This window comes from Streptomyces sp. SAJ15 (assembly GCF_007595705.1).
In the GTDB taxonomy this organism is placed as follows: domain Bacteria; phylum Actinomycetota; class Actinomycetes; order Streptomycetales; family Streptomycetaceae; genus Streptomyces.
The window spans coordinates 63,670-84,328 of sequence record NZ_NISY01000017.1 but is presented as its reverse complement, the minus strand read 5'-3'; the positions used below and the strand labels follow the sequence as shown (position 1 = coordinate 84,328).

General features: G+C 74.1%; 17 protein-coding genes. 13 read left to right on the top strand and 4 right to left on the bottom strand.

Annotation, left to right across the window (positions count from 1 at the left end):
- Both CD790_RS30305 and CD790_RS30300 read right to left on the bottom strand, forming a co-directional pair.
- On the bottom strand, positions 1–267 hold the full coding sequence (locus tag CD790_RS30305) for a carboxylesterase family protein (RefSeq protein ID WP_144386585.1): 267 nt from the start codon (positions 265–267) through the stop codon (positions 1–3).
- Positions 268–429: 162 nt separating this feature from the next.
- Complete coding sequence (locus CD790_RS30300) at positions 430–3,366, bottom strand: FGLLP motif-containing membrane protein (protein ID WP_144386584.1); 2,937 nt, start codon at positions 3,364–3,366, stop codon at positions 430–432.
- 365 nt (positions 3,367–3,731) lie between these two features.
- On the opposite strand from CD790_RS30300, the gene CD790_RS30295 reads away from it, so the two are divergent.
- Positions 3,732–4,475, top strand: coding sequence for a DJ-1/PfpI family protein (locus CD790_RS30295; RefSeq protein WP_144386583.1), 744 nt, complete (start codon positions 3,732–3,734; stop codon positions 4,473–4,475).
- Positions 4,476–4,557: 82 nt separating this feature from the next.
- On the opposite strand, the gene CD790_RS30290 is transcribed toward CD790_RS30295, so the two are convergent.
- A complete protein-coding gene (locus tag CD790_RS30290; RefSeq protein WP_144386582.1) occupies positions 4,558–5,055 on the bottom strand; it encodes a MarR family winged helix-turn-helix transcriptional regulator in 498 nt (165 codons plus the stop codon).
- A 95-nt stretch (positions 5,056–5,150) separates the two neighbouring features.
- Between CD790_RS30290 and CD790_RS30285 the strand changes: the two genes are divergently transcribed.
- Positions 5,151–6,086, top strand: coding sequence for an EamA family transporter (locus CD790_RS30285; protein ID WP_222108324.1), 936 nt, complete (start codon positions 5,151–5,153; stop codon positions 6,084–6,086).
- 245 nt (positions 6,087–6,331) lie between these two features.
- Entirely contained in the window at positions 6,332–6,970 is a 639-nt protein-coding gene (locus CD790_RS30280; protein WP_144386580.1) for an NAD(P)-dependent oxidoreductase, read from the top strand.
- 94 nt (positions 6,971–7,064) lie between these two features.
- On the opposite strand, the gene CD790_RS30275 is transcribed toward CD790_RS30280, so the two are convergent.
- Positions 7,065–7,415 carry a hypothetical protein gene (locus tag CD790_RS30275; RefSeq protein WP_144386579.1) on the bottom strand — a complete coding sequence of 117 codons (351 nt, stop codon included), beginning with the start codon at positions 7,413–7,415 and terminating at the stop codon, positions 7,065–7,067.
- A gap of 151 nt (positions 7,416–7,566) precedes the next feature.
- On the opposite strand from CD790_RS30275, the gene CD790_RS30270 reads away from it, so the two are divergent.
- From CD790_RS30270 to CD790_RS30225, 10 genes are all read left to right on the top strand, one after another.
- On the top strand, positions 7,567–8,850 hold the full coding sequence (locus CD790_RS30270) for an FAD-dependent oxidoreductase (RefSeq protein WP_144386578.1): 1,284 nt from the start codon (positions 7,567–7,569) through the stop codon (positions 8,848–8,850).
- 91 nt (positions 8,851–8,941) lie between these two features.
- Positions 8,942–10,954 (top strand): M64 family metallopeptidase, encoded by a 2,013-nt coding sequence (locus CD790_RS30265; protein ID WP_260868009.1) that lies wholly within the window; start codon positions 8,942–8,944, stop codon positions 10,952–10,954.
- A 167-nt stretch (positions 10,955–11,121) separates the two neighbouring features.
- Complete coding sequence (locus CD790_RS30260) at positions 11,122–15,396, top strand: bifunctional nitrate reductase/sulfite reductase flavoprotein subunit alpha (RefSeq protein WP_222108322.1); 4,275 nt, start codon at positions 11,122–11,124, stop codon at positions 15,394–15,396.
- Positions 15,397–15,463: 67 nt separating this feature from the next.
- Entirely contained in the window at positions 15,464–16,225 is a 762-nt protein-coding gene (locus tag CD790_RS30255; protein ID WP_144386577.1) for a tyrosine-protein phosphatase, read from the top strand.
- Between the two features lie 227 nt (positions 16,226–16,452).
- Positions 16,453–17,235, top strand: coding sequence for a helix-turn-helix transcriptional regulator (locus tag CD790_RS30250; protein ID WP_144386576.1), 783 nt, complete (start codon positions 16,453–16,455; stop codon positions 17,233–17,235).
- 112 nt (positions 17,236–17,347) lie between these two features.
- Positions 17,348–17,857 carry a mycothiol transferase gene (locus tag CD790_RS30245; RefSeq protein WP_144386575.1) on the top strand — a complete coding sequence of 170 codons (510 nt, stop codon included), beginning with the start codon at positions 17,348–17,350 and terminating at the stop codon, positions 17,855–17,857.
- Positions 17,858–17,934: 77 nt separating this feature from the next.
- Complete coding sequence (locus tag CD790_RS30240; protein ID WP_144386574.1) at positions 17,935–18,423, top strand: NUDIX domain-containing protein; 489 nt, start codon at positions 17,935–17,937, stop codon at positions 18,421–18,423.
- Positions 18,424–18,467: 44 nt separating this feature from the next.
- A complete protein-coding gene (locus tag CD790_RS30235) occupies positions 18,468–19,406 on the top strand; it encodes a pseudouridine synthase (protein WP_144386573.1) in 939 nt (312 codons plus the stop codon).
- A gap of 202 nt (positions 19,407–19,608) precedes the next feature.
- Positions 19,609–20,106, top strand: a complete 498-nt coding sequence (locus CD790_RS30230) for an SRPBCC family protein (RefSeq protein ID WP_144386572.1) — start codon at positions 19,609–19,611, stop codon at positions 20,104–20,106.
- Positions 20,107–20,142: 36 nt separating this feature from the next.
- Positions 20,143–20,643, top strand: coding sequence for a protein-tyrosine phosphatase family protein (locus CD790_RS30225; protein ID WP_144386571.1), 501 nt, complete (start codon positions 20,143–20,145; stop codon positions 20,641–20,643).
- Positions 20,644–20,659: the final 16 nt, after the last annotated feature.

The window sequence follows — 20,659 nt, the reverse complement described above, 5'->3', positions numbered from 1 at the left end:
CTACGGGCCGCCCGCGCGGTGGTCCTGTGCCTGCTGTCGCCAGAAGTCACAGCGGTGTTCGGCGGCCGCGTCCACCGGGCCGATTCCGCCGGGCCCCGGCGCCAGCGACTGGACCACCGCCGCGCGGCCGCGCGGGAGGAGGCGCGGCCAGGGCGGAGCGCCCGGCGCGTTGGGGTCGGCGGCGTGCGCGAAGCGCGTCCAGTAGCCGATCATCCGATCCGAGAGATCCCGCTGCGCCGGGGTGAAGGGCGGGGCGTCGGGGAACAAAGACGATCCCCAGGAGGCAGAGCAGCGCCGCGAACGGCAGCGCCCACCGCGCCCCGAGCGCGCCGCCGCCCGTCCGGCCCACTCGGCGGCGCCCCGGGGCCCCTCCGTGGCGTGCCCGGACCACCTTCGGGCGCGTGCGGACCGCCTCGCGGAGCGTGCGGCTCACCACCTCGGTCCCCGTCCGTACGGGGGCCGCGCGCTCCAGGACGGAGGCGGCGGCGGTGGCGGGTGTGGGGGCGGCGGTTGAGGCGGAGGTGGCGGCGTGGGCGGGGGAGTGACGCCGGCCCGCCGCTCCGCGCGGGCCACGGCCCGGCGCAGCGCGAGCGAGAACGCCCAGGCTGCCAGGAAGAGCCCGGTGGCGATGGCCAGTGTCCGCCAGCGCAGATCCTCGGAGACGGCGGGGCCCTCTTCGGTCTCGGGATGGACGGTGTGCATCAGTACATGGAAGAAGAAGAGCAGGGCGGTCAGATAGAGCGCGTACCAAGCCGGTCTGCTCCAGGTCTTGAGCGCGTGGCCGTCCATGCCGGACAGCGGCAGCATCCCGAAGACCACGACCTGGACGCCGCCGATCACGATCAGGCCCAAGGTGTAGGCGAGGACGTACGAGGGGCTGCCGGTCGAGGCGTCACGGGCCGCCTCGACGCGGGACGCCCCCAGGGTCCACACGGCCAGCGCGGCGGCCAGGACGCAGATCCCGCCGAGGAGGACCGCCTGGCCCTTGGGGATCCCGGCCACGGGCCCGACCGGGCCGGGTGGGGAACCGGCCGGCCCCGGGAGGGGGTTGACCCGGGTCGGGACATAGCCGCCCGGAACCGGTGGCCCGCCGGCCGAGGGTGAGGATGCCCAGCCGCCCGGAGCCGGTGGCCTCCCGCCCGGAGCCGGTGGCCCGCCGGCCGATGGTGATGATGTCCAGCCGCCCGTACCCGGTGGTCTCCCGCCCGTACCCGGTGGTCTCCCGCCCGGATCGGCGCCTCTCCCGCCCGGAGCCGGTGACCCGTCGGCCGTCGGTGGTGCCCAGCCGGCCGTCGGCGGTGCCCAGCCACCCCGGGTCGGCGGCCTCCCGTACGGCGCCGGTGTCGGCGTGACCGGAGGGGGTGGAGACGGCCCGTCACCTGGCGCCTGTCGGGTGCCGCTGAGCACCACGTAGACGGCCACCAGGCCGTAGACGTAGGGGACGGGGAACTCCAGGGCGCGGGAGAGGGCCGTCAGCAGGAGGGCGAGTGCGATGCCCGCCGGGACCACGCGCAGTTCGGCGCGGACGCCGCCGCGCCCTGGCCGGAGCAGGGTGTCCTTCGTCTTCTCGTACGTGACGAGGGTGATGAGCACGCCCACGGCCGCGCCGAGCACCTTCACCGCGGCCTCGGCGTTCCAACCGGTCTCCACGTCGGCCCAGGCCACCAGCGTGCCGCCGAGCAGGGCGAAGCACCCCATCCGCGACCAGCCGGGCAGCCGCGCGGCGCGGGGCGGCCGCGGCCGGCGGGCGGAGGTCGCCCGCCGGGCTTGGCGCAACCGTGACCAGCGGCCTATGGCGTTGTCCGCCAGCTGGGAGGGGAACGCCTTCTCCAACAGCAGCACCAGCAGCAGGAACCAGGCGGCCATCGCCACGGAACCCGCGAGGTCCTTCAGCGCCCAGGAGACGTCCGACGGCGTCCGCAGGGCGCGCACCAGGCCCGGGGCCTCGTCGTCGGAGTCACCGCTCTCGGAGGGGTTCGGGCTCGGCTCATGAACGTGGGAGCCCGATTCGGTGGGGGCGGGGGTGGGAGCCGTGCTGTGGGACGTGCTGCCGCGGCCGGTGCCGGTCGGCGTGGGATCCACGTGACGGCTCGGCGCCGGTTCCGGCCCCGACGACAGCCCGTAGGTACTGAGGTACGTCGCCGGCGGGAGGTCGATGGGGCCGGCGATCTCCGTGTCCCGCCCCGGGCAGGAGAGCACCACGTCCTGACGGCCCTTCAGGTCGCCTGGGATCTTGGCATGCAGGTCGATGAAGGCCCAGCGCCCGGTGCCGGCGTCGCCCTCGTATGAGCTCGGGTTCAGCCAGGTGTCGAGGGTGCGGGTGCCGATGACGATGCTGCCGTCCCGACAGGCCGCGGGGTAGCCGGCCAGGTGGATGGTGATCTCGCGCTCACCGTCCGACGGCGTGGCGCCGCCGGTCGGTGTGGTGGTCCCGGGTGGGGGTTCGGTCGTCTCGTCGTCCGAAGGGGTGGGGCGGGTGTGTGTGACCGTGAAGGTCTCGGACGCCTCCACGCCGTCGGGGGCGCCGCATCGCGCGGTGACCTCATGGGCACCCTCACCGGCGCCGGCCGGCACCCGGAAGACCGCGCTGAACCCGCCCTCACCGTCCGGGGTCGCGTTCTGGACCTCCGTCCCGTCCCACAGCAAGGAGAGCGCGCCCTCGCAGCCGAATCCGGTGCCGGAGACCTCCACCCGGGTGTCCTCCGAGCCGGTGTCGGGAGACAAGGCGACCTGTGCGGGGTCGGGCCGGGCGCGGGGGAGGACCTCCAGCACGGTGCTGGCGCTGCCCCCCGGCCCGGCCTCACAACTGGCCGTCAGGGTGTGGGTGCCGGGGGCGAGGTCCTCGGGGAGCGGCGCGTTGAACGATCCGAGGTCGTCGGTCGTCAGCGACTGGGGCGCCCGGCCCGGCACGGTGAGGAGGAGCGGGCCGGCGGACTCCGTGTCCGCGTCCGCGCAGTCGAAGTCCTGACCCGACAGGCTGACCGGGGAGCCCTCCTCGACCGGGTTGTCGGACAGGCGCAGGCTGGGGTCGGCCAGGGGCGGTGGCGTCGGCGAGGTCGGCCCGGGCGTCCGCGTCGGACCGCGGCGGTCTGGCCCGCCGACGGGGGACGTGGGCTCCCCGGACGCCTCGGGTACCCGGGATGCCTCGGGTCCTCCGGACGCCTCGCGTACTCCGGACACGCTGGGCACTCCGGACGCCTTGGGCACTCCGGACGCTGGAGGCCCCTCGTCCCGGGCGGTCTCGACGGCCGTCGCGGGAGCCCCCGCCGGGGTGGGCTCCCCGGAAGCGGCCACCGCGCCGGGCAGCAGCGCCAGGGCGAGGACGACGCAGGCCGGCGCGCCCCGGACTCGGATCCACCGCCGCATGGATGTGCCCCCTCCCCGCCCAGGCGACCGACCCTGATCGCGCCCCCTCCGGGCTACGTCTGTTCGGACGAACGGGCGGCGGGTCGTCGTTTCCGGTCCGGTGGGAGTGCGGGCGCACTCGCCCGCGTACGGGAGCGCGACCGACGCCTTCCGCGCCCCCGCGCTCCCGTCGAGTGCGGGCGCTTCATGATCACGATTGAGACGAACCTCCATGCGACCCGCCGGTTTTCGGACATACCGGGGCGGGCGTCGCTCCGTCGGGGAACCCGCGCCAGGGGTGCGCCGACGATCACTCGAAGGGCTCTGTGGGCTCGTCCTGAGCTGGCCCTTCGGTACATGGGAATCTCTGAGGACGGAACGGGTTCATGGAACGTAGAGGCTTGCTCAGGACCGCGGCGGCGGGCGCTGGTGTGTTCGCGGTGGGATCGGCGGCGGGGACGGCGCGGGCCGCCGAGCCCGCCGCCGCGCCCGCCCGCGCGGTCAAGCGGGATGCGAGCAATCCGTTGCGGGTGCACATCGTGTTGTTCGAAGGGGTCGAGGAGCTGGACTACGTCGGCCCGTTGGAGGTCTTCGGCGGGGCCGCCAAGCTGGGGAAGCCGGTGAAGACCACCCTGGTGACCAGCTCCGGGCCCGGCCGGGTCAAGGGTCGGTTCGGCATGGAGGTGGTCGTGCCCGGTGCCTGGAACCCGGCCGAGGCCGATGTCCTGGTCGTGCCCGGCGGTGGCTTCGGCCAGCGGAACAGCACCGGAGTCTGGACCGAGATCGACAAGGGTGACCTCCCGCGCGCCCTGGCCGCCGCCGCCCGCCCCGGGCTGACGTTCTTCGGCGTCTGCACCGGTGTGATCCTGCTTGAGGCCGCCGGACTCGTCGGCAAGCGGCCCTGCACCACCCACCACGCCGCCCAGGACCACCTGAAGGGCAAGGGTGCCGACGTCCGGCCGAACCGCGTCGTCGACGACGGCGATCTGGTGTGCACCGGCGGCGTGAGCTCCGGCATCGACGGCGCGCTGTGGCTGCTGGAGCGCGAGGTCGGCGCCGACGTCGCGGCCACCATGGAACGGATCATGGAGTTCGAGCGGCGGGGCACCGTCGCGGTGACGCGCGCGTAGCGCGTGCGCCCCCGGCCCCGCGGCTCTCCTCCGGGCCGTGGGGTTCTCCGCGCCACCGCGGCCGCGAGCGTGCGCGTGCGGTTCAGTCCCTCGTGTCGCCCAGCGACTCCAGCACGGTTCGGAGGGTGTCGGCGAGCGCGTCGCGCTCGCCCTTCGGGAGGGCGGCGAGCAGCCGGTTCTCGGTCTCGATGTGGTCCGGCAGGGCCCGGTCGATGAGGGCGCGGCCCTCGTCGGTGAGCGCGACATGGACGACCCGGCCGTCCTCGGCGCTCGGGGTGCGGCTCACCAGGCCGCGGGCCTGAAGGCGGTCGAGGCGCTGGGTGATGGCGCCCGAGGTCACCATGGACGAGCGCATCAGCTCCGCGGGGGTGAGGCGGTGCGGGGGCCCGCTGCGCCGCAGGGTGGCCAGGACGTCGAACGAGGCGGGGTCCAGGTCGTGCGCGGCGAACGTCCTGCGCAGCTCGGCGTCGATCAGCCGGGTGAGTCGTTTCAGCCGCCCGAGCACCGCCATCGGCGACACATCCAGGTCGGGGCGCTCTCGGCCCCACTGCTCCAACACATGGTCCACGTGGTCTGTCACATCTCCCACTCTAGCCAAATCTCTTAGCGGTGAGTTATATTCTCTTAGTGCTAAGGAATCGATTCGGGATCATCCTCGTGACCGCGCTGGCGCCCATGATCTGGGGCACCACCTACCTCGTCACCACCGAACTCCTGCCGCCGGGTCGCCCGTTGCTGGCCGCGGCCGTACGGGCGCTGCCGGCGGGTCTCGTGCTCGTGCTGGTCACCCGGCGACTGCCGCGCGGGGACTGGTGGTGGCGCGCGCTGGTGCTCGGCGCCCTCAACATCGGAGTCTTCTTCGCGCTGTTGTTCGTCGCCGCCTACCGGCTGCCCGGCGGGGTCGCGGCCACCATCGGCGCCATCCAGCCGCTGCTGGCGGCGGGGCTGGCCGCGGGCCTGCTCGGCGAGCGGATGTCCGCGCGGACGGCGATCGCGGGCATCGCGGGGGTGGCCGGGGTCAGTCTGCTCGTGCTCCGCGCCGGCGCGCGGCTGGACGGCCTCGGCGTCGCGGCCGCCGTCGGCGGCGCGGTGGTGATGGCCACCGGCGTCGTGCTCAGCAAGCGGTGGCCCTCGCCCGCGCCGCTCCTGGCGACGACCGGATGGCAGCTCACCGCGGGCGGCCTGCTGCTGCTCCCCGTCACCCTGGTGGTGGAGGGCGCGCCGCCCGCGGCACTGACCGCGGGCAACCTGGCGGGCTACGCCTACCTCGCCGTCATCGGCTCCGCGCTCGCCTACGCCCTGTGGTTCCGCGGCATCCGGGAGCTGTCGCCCACCAACGTCACCTTCCTCGGCCTGCTCAGCCCGCTGGTCGCCACCGTCCTCGGCTGGCTCGCGCTCGACCAGCGACTCACCGTGCTCCAAGGCGTGGGCGGCCTGGTCATCCTCGGCGCCCTCGTCGCCGGGCAGCTCCGCGGCGGCGGCGGGGCGCGGCGCCCGACCGTCGTGACACGGGCGCGGAACACCGCCGTCCCGGGGCGTGAACCGGGCATGTCGGCCGGGGGCGCCCCGGCCGCACCGGTCGAGCGCGAGCCGGCCTCGTCCGTCAACTGACCGGCGGCCAACTGATCGGCGGCTCCGACCTCCGCCCGATCGACCCTCTCCCGGGCGAACCCCTCCCGGGCGAACCCCTCCCGATCGACCCCTTCCCGGGCGACCCCTTCCCGATCGACCCCCTCCCGGGCGATCCCATCCGTCTCCGGTCGGCCCCCCGGATTCCCTGAATTCCCCGAACTCCCCCAGCCATCCCATTCCAGGCCGTCGATCCGGCCGACCCCGACCATGAGGAGCGAACAACCATGCGCATCACCGTCTTCGGAGCCGCCGGAAACGTGGGCGGCCGCGTGGTGACCGAGGCCCTGTCCCGCGGCCACCGGGTCACCGCCGTCACCCGTGACCCGGCCCGTCTCGATCGGCTGCACCCCGCCGCCGAGGCCCGGACCGGCGACGCCGCCGACCCAGAGGACGTGGCCGTGCTGAGCGCCGGCCAGGACCTGGTGATCAGCGCGACCCGACCGGTGCCGGGCCGCGAGGGCGACCTGGTCACCACCGCCCGGGGACTGCTGGCCGGCCTGGCGAGAACCGACGTCCGGCTGCTGCTCGTCGGCGGCGCCGGCAGCCTGATCGTGCCCGGCACCGGCGGCGGCACCGTGGTCGACACCCCCGACTTCCCCGCCTCCTGGCGCCCCATCGCCGACGCCTGCGAAGGCCAACTGGCGGTCTGCCGCGCCGAGACCGCGGTGGACTGGGCCTATCTGAGCCCGGCCGCGCTGCTGGAGCCCGGTGAGCGCACCGGGGCCTACCGGCTCGGCGGCGACGAACTGATCGTCGACGCCGAGGGCCGGTCGGCGATCTCCATGGAGGACCTCGCGGTGGCGCTGCTCGACGAGGCCGAGCGGCCCAAGCACCACCGGACCCGGTTCACCGTCGGGTACTGAACCCGTTACCGAACCCGCCGGCCGTCGACCGGCCCTCGCGGCCGCGCCCCGGCCGGTGCGGCAGCTCCTGCGGGGACTGATCCGGACAGCGCGCTTACTTGACGATGGAGAAGCTGTGCCACGCCCCCGCGCCCGGCGCGGGGTTGTCGCTCAGGGTCGTCGCCAGATAGGTGACCTCGGTGCCCTTGGGCTGTCGGCACCCGGGGTCCGTGAACAGCAGGATGTCCGCGGAGGTGTCGTTCTCCACCTCCAGGGCGCCGTCCGGGTGCAGGACGTGACATCCGTCCGTCGTGGGATTGGTGATGGTCCCGTGGTGGTGCTTCGTCTGGTAGTTGACGGTGCCGATGGCGGCGTCGCCGGCGTCGGAGCAGCCGGCGGCCGCGAACGTCAGGAACAGGGCCGCCACGACTGCGGCGCGGCCCCTGCGGCGCGGGGGAAGGATCATGCCTCCACGCTGCGCCGGGCACCGCCCCCCGGCATCCGCTGTACCGCCAACCGGCGCAGCGCGGCGCCTTACACCGGGCGCGGGTGTGTGCTTGCATGACAAAGAGAACTGAAGACGGGGGACGGGCCGCGGAGACGGAGGGACGGACCCCATGGAACACACCCGCTGTTGTGTCGTCGGCGGAGGCCCCGCCGGGATGGTCCTCGCGCTGCTGCTGGCCCGCGCCGGGGTGGAGGTCACCGTCCTGGAGAAGCACGGCGACTTCCTGCGGGACTTCCGGGGCGACACCGTGCACCCGTCGACCCTGGCCCTGCTCGACGACCTGGGTCTCGCCGAGCGCTTCGCCCGGCTGCCGCAGCGCCGGGTGACCACCGTGCAGCTGCCGATCGGCCCCGGCCGGGGGCTGCTCACCGTCGCCGACATGAGCGCGCTGCCGGGGAAGTACCCGTACATCGCGATGGTCCCCCAGTGGGACCTGCTCGACCTGCTCGCGGACGAGGCCCGACGGGAGCCCTCCTTCCGGCTGCGGATGAACACCGAGGCGACCGGCTTCCTGCGCGAGCGCGGCCGGGTCGCCGGCGTCCGCTACCGCACCGCCGACGGCACCACCGGCGAGCTGCGGGCGACGCTCACGGTGGCCTGCGACGGCCGCGGCTCGCTCGCGCGCGACCTGCCGGAGCTGCGGCTGCGGGCGTTCCCCTGCCCGATGGACGCCTGGTGGTTCCGGCTGCCCCGGCACGAGGACGACCCGCGGGGGCTGGTCGGCAACGTCGGCGACCGCTTCTTCACGGCCATGATCGACCGCGGCGACTACTGGCAGTGTGCCGCGCTGATCCCCAAGGGCACCGATCCGGATCGCCGCGCCGCCGGACTCGACCGGTTCCGGGCCCAGTTCGCGGCCGCCGCCCCCTGGGCGGCCGAGCGCACCGACCACCTCCGCTCCTGGGACGAGGTGCGGCTGCTCGACGTCCGCCTCGACCGGCTCGGCCGCTGGTACCGGCCCGGCCTGCTGTGCATCGGCGACGCCGCCCACGCGATGTCACCCGTCTTCGGCATCGGCATCAACCTCGCCGTCCAGGACGCCGTCGCCGCCGCCCGCCACCTCGTCGAGCCGCTGCGCACCGGCACCATCCGGGTCGGGGACGTCCGCCGCGTCCAGCTCCGTCGCTGGCCCACCACGGCGGCCACCCAAGGGCTCCAGCGGTTCGCCCACGCCCGCCTCATCGAGCCGATCCTCGCCGGGCGCTCGCCGATGCAGGACCCGCGCACGCCGACCAAGCCGGACCGGCCGCCGCGGGCCGCCCGGATCCTGGGCGCACTGCCCCTGCTGCGCCGCCTGCCCGCCTACTTCATCGCCTACGGAGCGCTGCGCGAGCGGCCGCCGGCCGCCTCCGTACGACCCGCCGACGACACCCGCCGCGAACCGGCCAGCTGAGCAACACGCCTCCCTTTACGGTGTGTTGGTCCACCCCGTACGCTCCCGCCACCGCGACCACATGTCGTAGCGAGGGGGAGGGTGCACCACCATGGCGACTCCTGACCGACGCACCACCGGAAGGCGGCGCACCACGCTCCTGGCCGCGGCGGGTGCGCTCCTGGCCGCCTGCGCGCTGGGCGCCGCCCCGCCCATGGCGGGAAACCGCCCCGAGCCGCGGCCGGCGACCGCGACCGACGGCGCGCCGGCGACCGCCGGGGCCACCGCGACCACCACGACCACCGCGACCGACAAGGCCACCGTGATCGACGGCGCCACCGTCGTGCCCGTGCAGCGGACCGGACCTGCGGACAAGCGGTTCAACCTGATCCTGCTCGGCGACGGCTACACGGCCGACGAGATACCCGACTTCCGGGCCGACGTCGACCGCCACCTCAACGTGCTGTGGAGCATCGAGCCGTTCGCCTCCTACCGCTCCTACGTCAACGTCTGGGCCGTGGAGCTGCCGTCCCGCGACTCGGGCGTGGACTGCGACCCCGGGCTGGACGCGCCACGCCGCGACACCCCGCTGAACATGGGCTTCTGGGGCGGCTGCGACGCCGACAGCGTGCGACGGCTGCTCACCGTGGACAGCGCCGCCGCCACCGCCCTGGCCGACCTGGTCCCCGGCACCTCCGGCGGCAACCGCCAGATCGTCGCGCTCGCCAACAGCCGGACCTACGGCGGCGCCGGCGGCACCCACGCCACCGCCTCCGGGGGCAACGCGCTCTCCGCGCTGATCACCCCGCACGAGATCGGCCACTCCCTCGGCAAGCTCCAGGACGAGTACGACTACTACGCGCGCGGTGTGCCCGGCGGGACGTACGCCGGCGGAGAGCCGTCCTCCGCCCACCACACGCTGCTCAGCGCGTCGGAGATGAAGGAGCAGCGCAGGAAGTGGTGGCGCTGGCTGGGCGAGGAGAGCGAGTCCGGCGGCCGCATCGGTCGCCATGAGGGCGGCCTGTACAGCACCAAGGGCGTCTGGCGGCCCAGCCGGCACTCCATGATGAAGACCCTCGGCTACGCCTTCGACCAGGTCGAACGCGAGATCATGACCCAGGCGCTGGCGGCCAGGGTCGACCTCGTCCAGGACCACACCCCCGACGCCGCCCCGCTCGGCGCCGACCGGATCGCCTGGGTCGACGTGCTCCACCCGGTCGGCGGCGAACTCGACGTCGTCTGGCGCGTGGACGGCGACCGGGTCCCGGGCACCCGCAACGCCCGCGGCCTCGATCTGCGCACCCTGGACCTCGGCCCGGGCCGGCACACCCTCACCGCCACCGTCACCGACCCCACCCCCTTCGTCCGCGACCCCGCCGTCCGCGGCTCGGCGGCGCTCACCCGCACCGTCCGGTGGACCGTCGACACGGCGGTCACCACCCGGCCCGCCACCACCGCACCCGCCTTCACCGGTCACACCGCCACCGACGCGCCCGTCGGCGCCTCCGGCGTCGTCTACGCGGACACCACGCACCCCGACCGGCGCGTCGTCCCGGTCCGCTGGAGCCTCGACGGTCGACCCGTCGCCAACCCGGGCAACGACCGCGACCTCGACCTGTCCACCCTGAAGCTCCGCCCCGGCGACCACACCCTCACCGCCCGGATCCCCGGCACCGACCACACCCTCACCTGGACCGTCGACGCCACCCCGGCCACCGCCCGGTACGCGCTGTCCGACCCGCGGCGCACGGTGCGCACCCCGGGCCGACCGGTGGAGTACGTCTACGACGGGCCGTTCACCATGAAGCTCACCGCCCGCGACGATCACGCGGGAGCCGCCGTCATCGAGTTCCGGGTCGACGGGGACGGCTGGTACAGCTACTACGGCTGGCCGACCGACGCCGACGCCCCGTTCCGGTTCACCCCCTCCGGCACCGAGATCGACGGCCTGGTCTACGGCAAGCTCGGCACCCCGCGCGTCGTCCCCTGGGACGACGCCACCCCGGAGTACGGCACGCACACCATCGAGTACCGCACCATCGACCCGGCCGGGAACATCGGCGCCCCGCGGGCCTTCCGCGTCACCCTCCTCCCGCCCCGGTCGGACCGGGACGCCCGGCCCTGACCCGGCCGCCCCCGTCCTGACCTGGGACGCCCGGCCTCACACCGCGCCTTCGGCCGCTGTGTGACCGGTGTAACCAGCCATGATCAGCGCGTGTGACACCGGTGTAACCGGCGGCTCGTACCGTCGGTGCGCAGGGTCGATCAGGCTGTTCACCAGGGAGGCGCGGGGTGCCCGGACAGGAGGCGGAGACCGGCGGTGGCGCGGTGCGGACGGTCTGCTCGTACTGCGGGGTGGGCTGCGGCATCGTGCTCGACGTCGCGGTCGGCGCGGACGGGCGGCGCAGGGTCCGCAGGTCGTCGGGGGACCGGCAGCACCCCGCCAACTTCGGACGACTGTGCACCAAGGGCGCGACGACGGCCGAGCTGCTGGCCGCGCCGGGCCGGCTGGAGTCCGCCCTGGCGCGGCCCCGGCGCGGCGCCGAGCCCGAGGCGGTGGGCGTCGACGCGGCGATCGAGGAGACCGCCCGGCGGTTCCGCGCGATCATCGACGAGCACGGCCCGGACGCGGTGGCGCTGTATGTGTCGGGACAGCTGAGCCTGGAAGCGCAGTACCTGGCGAACAAGCTCGCCAAGGGGTTCATCCGGACCAACCAGATCGAGTCCAACTCGAGGCTGTGCATGGCCAGCGCCGGCAGCGGTTACAAGCTGTCGCTCGGCGCGGACGGGCCGCCCGGCTCGTACCAGGACTTCGACCGGGCCGATGTATTCCTGGTGATCGGCTCCAACATGGCCGACTGCCACCCGATCCTCTTCCTACGGCTCATGGAGCGGGTGCGGGCCGGAGCGAAGCTGATCGTCGTCGACCCCCGGCGCACCGCCACCGCCGAGAAGGCCGACCTGTTCCTCCAGATCCGGCCGGGCACCGACCTGGCGCTGCTCAACGGACTGCTGCAACTGCTGGTGGCGAACGGCGACACCGATCCCGACTTCATCGCGGAGCACACCGAGGGATGGGAGGCGATGCCGGAGTTCCTCGCGGACTACCCGCCGGCGGCCGTCGCCGCGCTCACCGGCATACCGGAGGAGGACATCCGCCGGGCCGCGGAGTGGATCGGGACCGCCGGGGAGTGGATGAGCTGCTGGACGATGGGGCTGAACCAGTCCACCCACGGCACCTGGAACACCAACGCGCTGGTCAACCTGCACCTGGCCACCGGAGCGATCTGCCGCCCCGGCAGCGGCCCCTTCTCGCTCACCGGCCAACCCAACGCGATGGGCGGCCGCGAGATGGGCTACATGGGGCCGGGCCTGCCGGGCCAGCGGTCGGTGCTGGTGGCGGAGGACCGCGCCTTCGTCGAGGAGCTGTGGAAGCTGCCCGCGGGCACACTCCGCGAGGACGGGGCGGGGCAGGGCACGGTGGAGATGTTCCGGCGCATGGCCGACGGCGACATCAAGGCGTGCTGGATCATCTGCACCAACCCCGTCGCCTCGGTCGCCAACCGCAGGACCGTGATCGAGGGGCTGGAGAAGGCGGAGTTCGTCGTCACCCAGGACGCCTTCGCCGAGACCGAGACCAACGCCTACGCCGACGTCGTGCTGCCCGCCGCGCTGTGGGCGGAGGCCGAGGGCGTCCTCATCAACAGCGAACGCAACCTGACCCTCGCCCAGCGGGCCGTGGACCCGCCCGGCGAGGCGCTGCCGGACTGGCTGATCATCGCCCGAGTGGCCCGCGCCATGGGGTACGAGACGGGGTTCGACCACGCCAGCGCCGAGGAGGTCTTCGAGGAGATCAAGCGCGCCTGGAACCCCACGACCGGCTACGACCTGCGCGGGGTGAGCTACGAGCGGCTGCGGACCACGCCCGTGCAGTGGCCCGCGGCGACCGCCGACGGCCCGGACCGCAACCCCGTCCGCTATGTGTCCGGGGGCGGCGGGCCGGTCTTCCCCACCGCCAGCGGCCGTGCCGTCTTCTACGCCCGCCCGCACCTCCCCGCGGCCGAGATGCCCGACGACGACTTCCCCTTCGTGCTCAACACCGGGCGACTCCAGCACCAGTGGCACACCCTCACCAAGACCGGCAGGGTCGCCAAGCTCAACCGGCTCGACCCGGGCCCCTTCGTGGAGCTCCACCCGCAGGACGCGCGCGACCTGGGCATCGCGGAGGGGGACGCGGTGGAGGTCGCCTCGCGGCGCGGGCGGGCGGTGCTGCCGGCGGTGGTGACCGACCGGGTACGACCGGGGTGCTGCTTCGCGCCGTTCCACTGGAACGACCTGTTCGGCGAGTACCGCTGCGTCAACGCGGTCACCAGCGACGCGGTGGATCCGATCTCCCTGCAGCCCGAACTGAAGGTCTGCGCGGTCGCGCTGAGCAGGGTCGCGGGGCCGTCGCCGACGGCGCTCGGGGCGGCCCCCGGGGCCGAGACCGCGGCCGAGGCCCGTGGTGCGGCGGTGGTCTCGACCTCGAACGCCGCCGCGGAGGCGCTCCCCGGCGTGATCCCGGACGCGGCCTCCGGCGCGGTCCCGGCCCTCGACCCGGCCCCGGTCACCGCCGTCGCGGGGGCCCTCGGGCTGGAGACAGGCCCCCCGCCGGTGCTCGCCGAACACGAGCGGCGCTATCTGACCGGCTTCCTGGCCGGGCTCGGCACGGGCGCGCCCGGCGTGCCCGTACTGCCGGCGGGGGCTCCGTTCACCCCCGAGCACACGCTGTGGGTGAACGGCGTGCTGGCCGGGTTGTACTCGCGCGCCGCGCGGCCCGCCCCCGACCACCGGGCCTCCGACCCGGCCGCGCCGGCCGCGGGCCGCGAGGTGATCGTGCTGTGGGCCTCGCAGACCGGCAACGCCGAGGAGTTCGCGGTGACGACGGCCGACCGGCTCGCCGCCACCGGCCACCGGGCGAAGCTGCTCGGCATGGACGCCGCCGATCCCCACGCGCTGCCGACGGCCGCCGATCTGCTGCTGATCACCAGCACCTTCGGCGACGGGGACGCCCCCGACAACGGCTCCGACTTCTGGGACGCCCTGTCCGCCCCCGACACCCCACGGCTGGACAGTCTGCGCTACGCGGTGCTCGCGCTGGGCGACTCCTCCTACGACGACTTCTGCGGCCACGGCCGCCGCCTGGACCAGCGCCTGGGTGAGCTGGGGGCGGAGCGCCTGGCGCCGCGTACCGACTGCGAACCCGACTACGAGCCCTCCGCGCTGGCCTGGCTCGACCAGGTGCTGGCCGCGCTCACCGAGGACGCCCCCGGAACGGACCCGGGTGTCGGAACCGGAACGGGCGCGGGCACCGCCCCCGGAACGGGCTCGGGCACCGGCCTCGACAAGGCCCCGGGCACCGCCCCCGGAACCGCCCTGGGCACCGGCCCGCGCACCGGACTGGGCACCAAGCAGGCCCCGGTCACCGCCCGCCTCGCCGAGAACCGGCTGCTCAGCCGCCCCGGAGCGGGCAAGGAGGTGCGCCGCGTCTCCTTCGACACGCGCGACTGCGAGACGCCGCTGACCTACGAGGCGGGCGACGCGCTCGGCGTACGCCCCGTCAACTGCCCCGACTTGGTCGCCGAGTGGCTGGCCGTCACCGGTCTGGACTCCGAGGCCGAGGTGGCGCTGGACGGCCTCGGTCAGGTCCCCTTCCGCGAGGCCCTGCACCGGCACCTGGACATCACCGCGCTCACCCCCGCCCTGCTGCGCTTCCTCGCCGAACGCACCGGCGACCGGGAGCTGCGCAAGCTGCTGCGCCCCGACAACAAGGGCGACCTGGCCCGGTGGTCCTGGGGCCGGCAGGCCGTGGACGCGGTCATCGAGCACCCGGTGCGCGCCACCGCCGGGGAGTGGACCGAGGTGCTCCGGCGGCTCCAGCCGCGGCTGTACTCCATATCGTCCAGCCCGCTCACCGCCCCGCACCGGGTGTCCCTGACGATCTCCGTCGTCCGGTACGAGAGCCCGCTCGGACGCCCCCGCAAGGGGGTGTGCTCGCCCTTCCTCGCCGACGCCGCCCCCGACACCCCGGTGCCGGTGTTCGTGCAGCGCTCCGCCCACTTCCGGCCCCCGGCCGACCCGGCCGCGCCCATGGTGATGGTGGGCCCCGGCACCGGGGTGGCCCCCTTCATCGGATTCCTGGACGAGCGCCGGGCCCGCGGCCACCACGCGCCCAACTGGCTCTTCTTCGGCGAGCAGCACCGGGCCACCGACTTCTACTACGAGCGGGAGCTGACCGACTACCTCGACGAGGGCGTGCTCACCCGACTGGACACCGCCTTCTCCCGCGACCAGCGCGCCAAGGTCTACGTCCAGGACCGGATGCGTGAGCACGGGCCCCTGCTGTGGTCCTGGCTCCAGGACGGCGCGCACTTCTACGTCTGCGGGGACGCCTCCCGCATGGCCAAGGACGTGGACCGGGCGCTCCGCGACATCGCCGTCGCCCACGGCGGGCTCGACGAGGAGGCGGCGACCCTGTACGTCAAACAGCTGGTCGCGGACAAGCGGTATGTCCGCGACGTGTACTGACGCAAGCCCTCCGGACCGTGATCTTGGTTGCGGTGTCCGCGGCGGTCCGGCCGTAGGGTGCCGCGGTGTGAACCGACACCTGAGCTTCGAGCGGCTGCACAACTTCCGTGACCTGGGCGGCTATCGCACGGCCGACGGCCAGTCGGTCCGCTGGGGGCGGCTGTACCGGTCCGACTCGCTGAGCAAGCTGGCCGGCGCGGACTGGGAACGCTTCCTGGCGCTCGACATCCGCACCGTCATCGACCTGCGCTACCCGTGGGAGATCGAGGCGAAGGGCCGGGTGCCCGAGCACCCCGGCCTCGCCTACCACAACCTCAGCGTCGAGCACCGGCCCTACGACCAGGCGGCCCTGGGCCCGGACGTGGACGCCGGCCCCTTCCTCGCCGAGAAGTTCGGCGAGGTCGCCCACGACGGCGTCGCGGAGCTGCGGCAGGCCCTGGAGGTGATCGCCGCCGCCGAGGGCGGCCCGGTGGTGTTCCACTGCGCCAGCGGCAAGGACCGCACCGGCCTGCTCGCCGCCCTCGTGCTCGCCCTGCTGGGCGTGGACGAGGACACCATCGTGGAGGACTTCACGCTCACCGAGCTCGCCACCGAACGCCTCGTCGCCGACTGGAAGGCCGCCCACCCCGGCCGGGAGCCGCGCTGGCCCGACTACGGGCGGGCACCGGCCGCGGTGATGCGGATCTTCCTCGCCGACCTGGCGGAACGTCATGGATCGATACGCGGCTACGCCGCCGACCTGCTGGGAGTCGACGAGGCGCTGGTCGCCGCGCTCCGCGCCGTGCTGCTCGAAACCGCCCCGGTCACGTCGCCGGCGGACCGGCCGTGACACGGGCTCGCGGGGGCGCGACCGCCCGGTGGGCGCACCCCGGCGCATAGGAACACCTTCCCATTGGCGGTGGTCGGTCACCGACCGGATCATGGAAGGGGCGGCAGGGGCGTCGACGCGGGTCACGGGGGTACCCGCGACCGGCGCCCCCGCCGAAGCGCGCCCGACGACGGCCGAAACCCGTCGTTGTTCCGGCACGGGCCGCGTCGCTTTGGCACGCTGCACCCATGGCTCAGCTTCTGATCCGGGATTACGAGCGCATGCTCGACATCGTCGCCGCCGTGCTCCAACTCGATGACCCCGACTCGGCGTGGAAACTGATCGCGGAACGGCTGCACGAGACCCTCGACTGCGACAACCTGGTGATCCTCTCCGGGATCCGGGTCGACGAGCGGACCGGACACGCCGACGGATGGGCGCCCGTGTCCCTCGGTGAGTCGCTCGCCGACGTCGTCCAGCGGCGCGTGCGCCAGAAACACCCCCTGGTGCCCTACCTCGCCGCCGGACAGCACGGCCCGGTGGCCGTGAGCCAGCTCTGCGACTCCTGGCGCGACTCCGAGTGGTGCAGCGAGGCGCGGGCGGACTGCGGGTCGACGTACCAGATGGGACTGCCCCTGCCCGATGCCGCGGCGCGCGGGGCGGGCATCGTGGTCTTCGGCAGCCAGCGGGACTTCGGCGAGCGTGAACTGGCGTTCGCGGCACGCATCCAGCCACTGCTGCTCGGGGTCCACAGACAGCTGCGGGAGCTGCGCCGGCTGCGCGGGGAACTCACGTCCGCGCCGCGGGGGCCGGAATCGGCCCCTTCTCCCGAGGACTTCGGACTCACCCCGCGCGAGCTCACCGTGCTGGGGCTGCTCGCGGAGGGGCTCACCACCCGCGCCATCGGGCGCCGGCTCACGATCTCCCCGCACACGGTCAACCGCCATCTGGAGAAGGTGTACCGGAAGTTCGGCACCAACAACCGGGTCTCCACCGTGTCGGTGGCGAAGCGGGCCGGACTCGTGGCCTGAAGGTCCGCGGGTGTCGCGCGGAACCGGAGCCGCACGGCGGCCGCACACCTTCCCCCGTGAGCGGTGGCGTCGCTCCCGCGAGATCGGCGCGAGGGGCCCTACCATCGTGGCGATGAACAGTGCGGATCTTCTGGTCGACGCCTTCACCCGTGTGCGGGAGACGGTCCACGAGGCCGTCGAGGGGCTCACGGCCGACGAGCTGGCCACGCGCCTGGACGGCAGGTCCAACACGATCGGCTGGCTGGTGTGGCACCTGACGCGCATTCAGGACGATCACATCGCCGATGTCGCGGAGCGCGAGCAGATCTGGACCGGCGAGGGCTGGTACGACCGGTTCGCGCTGCCCTTCGCCGCGGAGGACACCGGATACGGGCACCGGGCCCGGGACGTGGCCGCCGTCCGGGTGGACTCGCCCGATCTCCTCCTCGGCTACTACGACGCCGTCCACGAGGGCACGGTCGACTATGTGCGCGGCCTGGACGACGACGCCCTCGACCGGGTCGTGGACGAGGCGTGGACGCCGCCGGTGACCCTGGGCGTCCGGCTGGTCAGCGTCGTCTCCGACGACCTCCAGCACGCCGGCCAGGCGGCGTACGTCCGCGGCCTGGTGCGGCACGGGTGAAGCCTCCGGGGGCTCGAACGGCGCAGGAACGGTGGCGCCGCCCGCGTCGGACGGCGTCGGCTGCTTGACTTGGTCGGGTGACGGCGAAGCGAAGCGCGGGGATCCTGCTGTTCCGCCGGCGGGGTCCGGAGGGCGATGACATCGAGGTGCTCCTCGGACACATGGGCGGACCCCTGTGGGCGGCGCGGGACGAGCGGGCCTGGTCGGTCCCCAAGGGGGAGTACGCGTCGACGGGGGAGAGCGCCGAGGAGGCCGCGCGTCGGGAGTTCGAGGAGGAGATCGGGCTGCCGCCCCCGGTGGGCCGTTACCTCCCGCTCGGTGAGGTCCGGCAGCGGAACGGGAAGATCGTCACGGCCTGGGCGGTGCGGGGGGACCTCGACCCGGAGCTGATGGTGCCCGGCACCTTCACCATGGAGTGGCCGCGGGGCTCTGGCCGGATCCAGGAGTTCCCGGAGCTGGACCGGGTCGGCTGGTGGGGCCTCGACCAGGCCCGGGACAAGCTCGTGACCGCGCAGGTGACCTTCCTGGACCGGCTGGCGGAGCTGCTCGGCGCGGCCCGCGGCTGAGCGCGGAGGCGGCCGGCCCGCCACGCGCCGTAGGGTGGCGTTCTGTGAGACGCAGGCCCAAGATTCCCCCGGCGCCGCTGCCGCAGCGGCACGGGATCGACCCGGTCCGGCTGCGGCTGCCCGCCGACGGCTCCTGGACCACGATCCGTGACCACCTGGTCGACCGACTCCCCGCCCTGGGCCCGGAGCGGATCGACGCGCTGCTGCGCGAGGGCGGGATCGTCGGCACCGAAGGGCCCCTGGCCCCCGACGCGCCCTTCGCTCCGGGCGCCTTCCTGTGGTTCTACCGGCCGCTCGCCGCGGAGGTGCCCGTCCCGTACGAGCTGGAGATCCTGCACCGGGACGAGGCCATCGTCGTCGTGGACAAGCCGCACTTCCTGTCCACCACCCCGCGTGGCAGCCACGTCACCGAGACCGCCCTGGTGCGGCTCCGCCGCGACCTGCGGCTGCCCGAGCTCAGCCCCGCGCACCGGCTGGACCGGCTGACGGCCGGCGTGGTGATGTTCGTGATCCGCCCCGAGCACCGGTCCGCCTACCAGTCGCTCTTCCAGGACCGCGGGGTGCGCAAGGAGTACGAGGCGATCGCGCCGTACCACCCGGGACTCGCCCTGCCGCGCACCGTGCGCAGCCGCATCCACAAGGAGCGCGGAGTGATCGCCGCGCAGGAGGTCCCCGGACCGCCCAACAGCGAGAGCCGGATCGAGCTGATCGAGCACCGCGCCGGCCTCGGCCGCTACCGGCTCCACCCGGTCACCGGCCGCACCCACCAGCTGCGCCTGCACATGAGCGCCCTGGGCGCGCCCATCCTCGGCGATCCGGTCTACCCGGTGGTCACCGATCCGGCCCCGGACGACTTCAGCGCCCCGCTCCAGCTGCTGGCCACCACGTTGGAGTTCACCGACCCGGTCACCGGCGAGCCGCGCCGTTTCACCAGCGGGCGCACGCTGGCGGCCTGGCCCGCCCCGGGACGACCCGAGGTCTGAGCCGCGCCGGCCCGGCGGCCCGGGGCCGGTGGACGTATCCCAGCGCGCCGTCCGGCGCGGCACGAGAGGAGCGGACGGCGGCCCGAGTAGACAGGACTCGACCCGTGCCCGTCGACGGCGGCGGCGACCACCGGATCGACCGCCGCGGTCGCGCCCGGCGCGCGCCCCGGGCGATCCGCGCCACGTCCTGGAGGACAGCACCATGAGCAGCAGGTCGGAGTTCGTGTATGTGACGGTCATCCGCGCCACACCGGAGCGGCTGTGGCAGGCTCTCACCGACCCCGCCGTCATCCGCCGCTACTTCGAGGGCACCGGCCCGGAGTCCGACTGGCGACCGGGGTCGCCCGTGCGGTGGCGGATCGACCCGAACGGGGAGTTCCACGACTGGGGGCAGAAGGTCCTGGAGGCCGAGCCCCAGCGTCGGCTCTGCTACACCTGGCACTCCTACGAGCCCGAGATCGCCGAGATGTTCGGCTGGAGCGACGAGAGACTCGCCGAGCTGCGCAAGGAGCGGATCTCCAAGGTCGCCTTCGAGCTGGAGCCGCTGGGGGACGCCGCCGTCAAGCTGACCGTCGTCCACGACGACTTCGAGCCCGACAGCGAGATGCTCAAGGGCGTCAGCGAGGGCTGGCCAGTGATTCTCTCCAACCTCAAGACGCTCCTGGAGACCGGGGAGACCCTTCCGCTCTCGGCGGAATGAGCCGACGGAGCGTCATGGCGGGGTGAGTCTTGGCCCATGAACGCTACCTGGGAGACCACGGCCACGGGCGTGCTGTCGCTGCCCTCCGGCCGTCTGATACGCGGCAGGGGGCTCCGGAAGCCGCTGCCCGCCGGGCCGACGCCCGACTTCGCCCTCCATCTGCTGGGCAAGCAGCCACCCGCCGTCGCGTGGGAGAGCCGCTGGCTCCGCTGGCCCGACTTCCGGCTGCCCGCCGACCGCGCGGAGGCGGTCGACGCCCTGCGCGAGCTCTGGGAGCGCGCCGGGACCGAGCGCGTCGAGGTCGCCTGCGGCGGCGGTGTCGGACGCACCGGCACCGCCCTGGCCTGTCTCGCCGTGCTCGACGGCGTCCCTGGGGAGGAGGCGGTCGCCTATGTGCGACAGCACTACGACCGGCGTGCCGTGGAGACGCCCTGGCAGCGCCGCTACGTGGCCCGCTTCGCCCCGCCCGCCCCCACCCGCGCCGACCGGCCCGGCGACCGCGGTCCAGGTCCGGCTCCAGGTCCAAAGCGTTCATGAGGGGCGGGAGGGACAT

Coding starts and splice junctions, on each gene's coding strand:
- CD790_RS30300 (WP_144386584.1), bottom strand. CDS start 3,366: ATGCGGCGGTGGATCCGAGTCCGGGGCGCGCCGGCCTGCGTCGTCCTC.
- CD790_RS30295 (WP_144386583.1), top strand. CDS start 3,732: ATGGAACGTAGAGGCTTGCTCAGGACCGCGGCGGCGGGCGCTGGTGTG.
- CD790_RS30285 (WP_222108324.1), top strand. CDS start 5,151: ATGATCTGGGGCACCACCTACCTCGTCACCACCGAACTCCTGCCGCCG.
- CD790_RS30280 (WP_144386580.1), top strand. CDS start 6,332: ATGCGCATCACCGTCTTCGGAGCCGCCGGAAACGTGGGCGGCCGCGTG.
- CD790_RS30275 (WP_144386579.1), bottom strand. CDS start 7,415: ATGATCCTTCCCCCGCGCCGCAGGGGCCGCGCCGCAGTCGTGGCGGCC.
- CD790_RS30270 (WP_144386578.1), top strand. CDS start 7,567: ATGGAACACACCCGCTGTTGTGTCGTCGGCGGAGGCCCCGCCGGGATG.
- CD790_RS30265 (WP_260868009.1), top strand. CDS start 8,942: ATGGCGACTCCTGACCGACGCACCACCGGAAGGCGGCGCACCACGCTC.
- CD790_RS30250 (WP_144386576.1), top strand. CDS start 16,453: ATGGCTCAGCTTCTGATCCGGGATTACGAGCGCATGCTCGACATCGTC.
- CD790_RS30245 (WP_144386575.1), top strand. CDS start 17,348: ATGAACAGTGCGGATCTTCTGGTCGACGCCTTCACCCGTGTGCGGGAG.
- CD790_RS30230 (WP_144386572.1), top strand. CDS start 19,609: ATGAGCAGCAGGTCGGAGTTCGTGTATGTGACGGTCATCCGCGCCACA.
- CD790_RS30225 (WP_144386571.1), top strand. CDS start 20,143: ATGAACGCTACCTGGGAGACCACGGCCACGGGCGTGCTGTCGCTGCCC.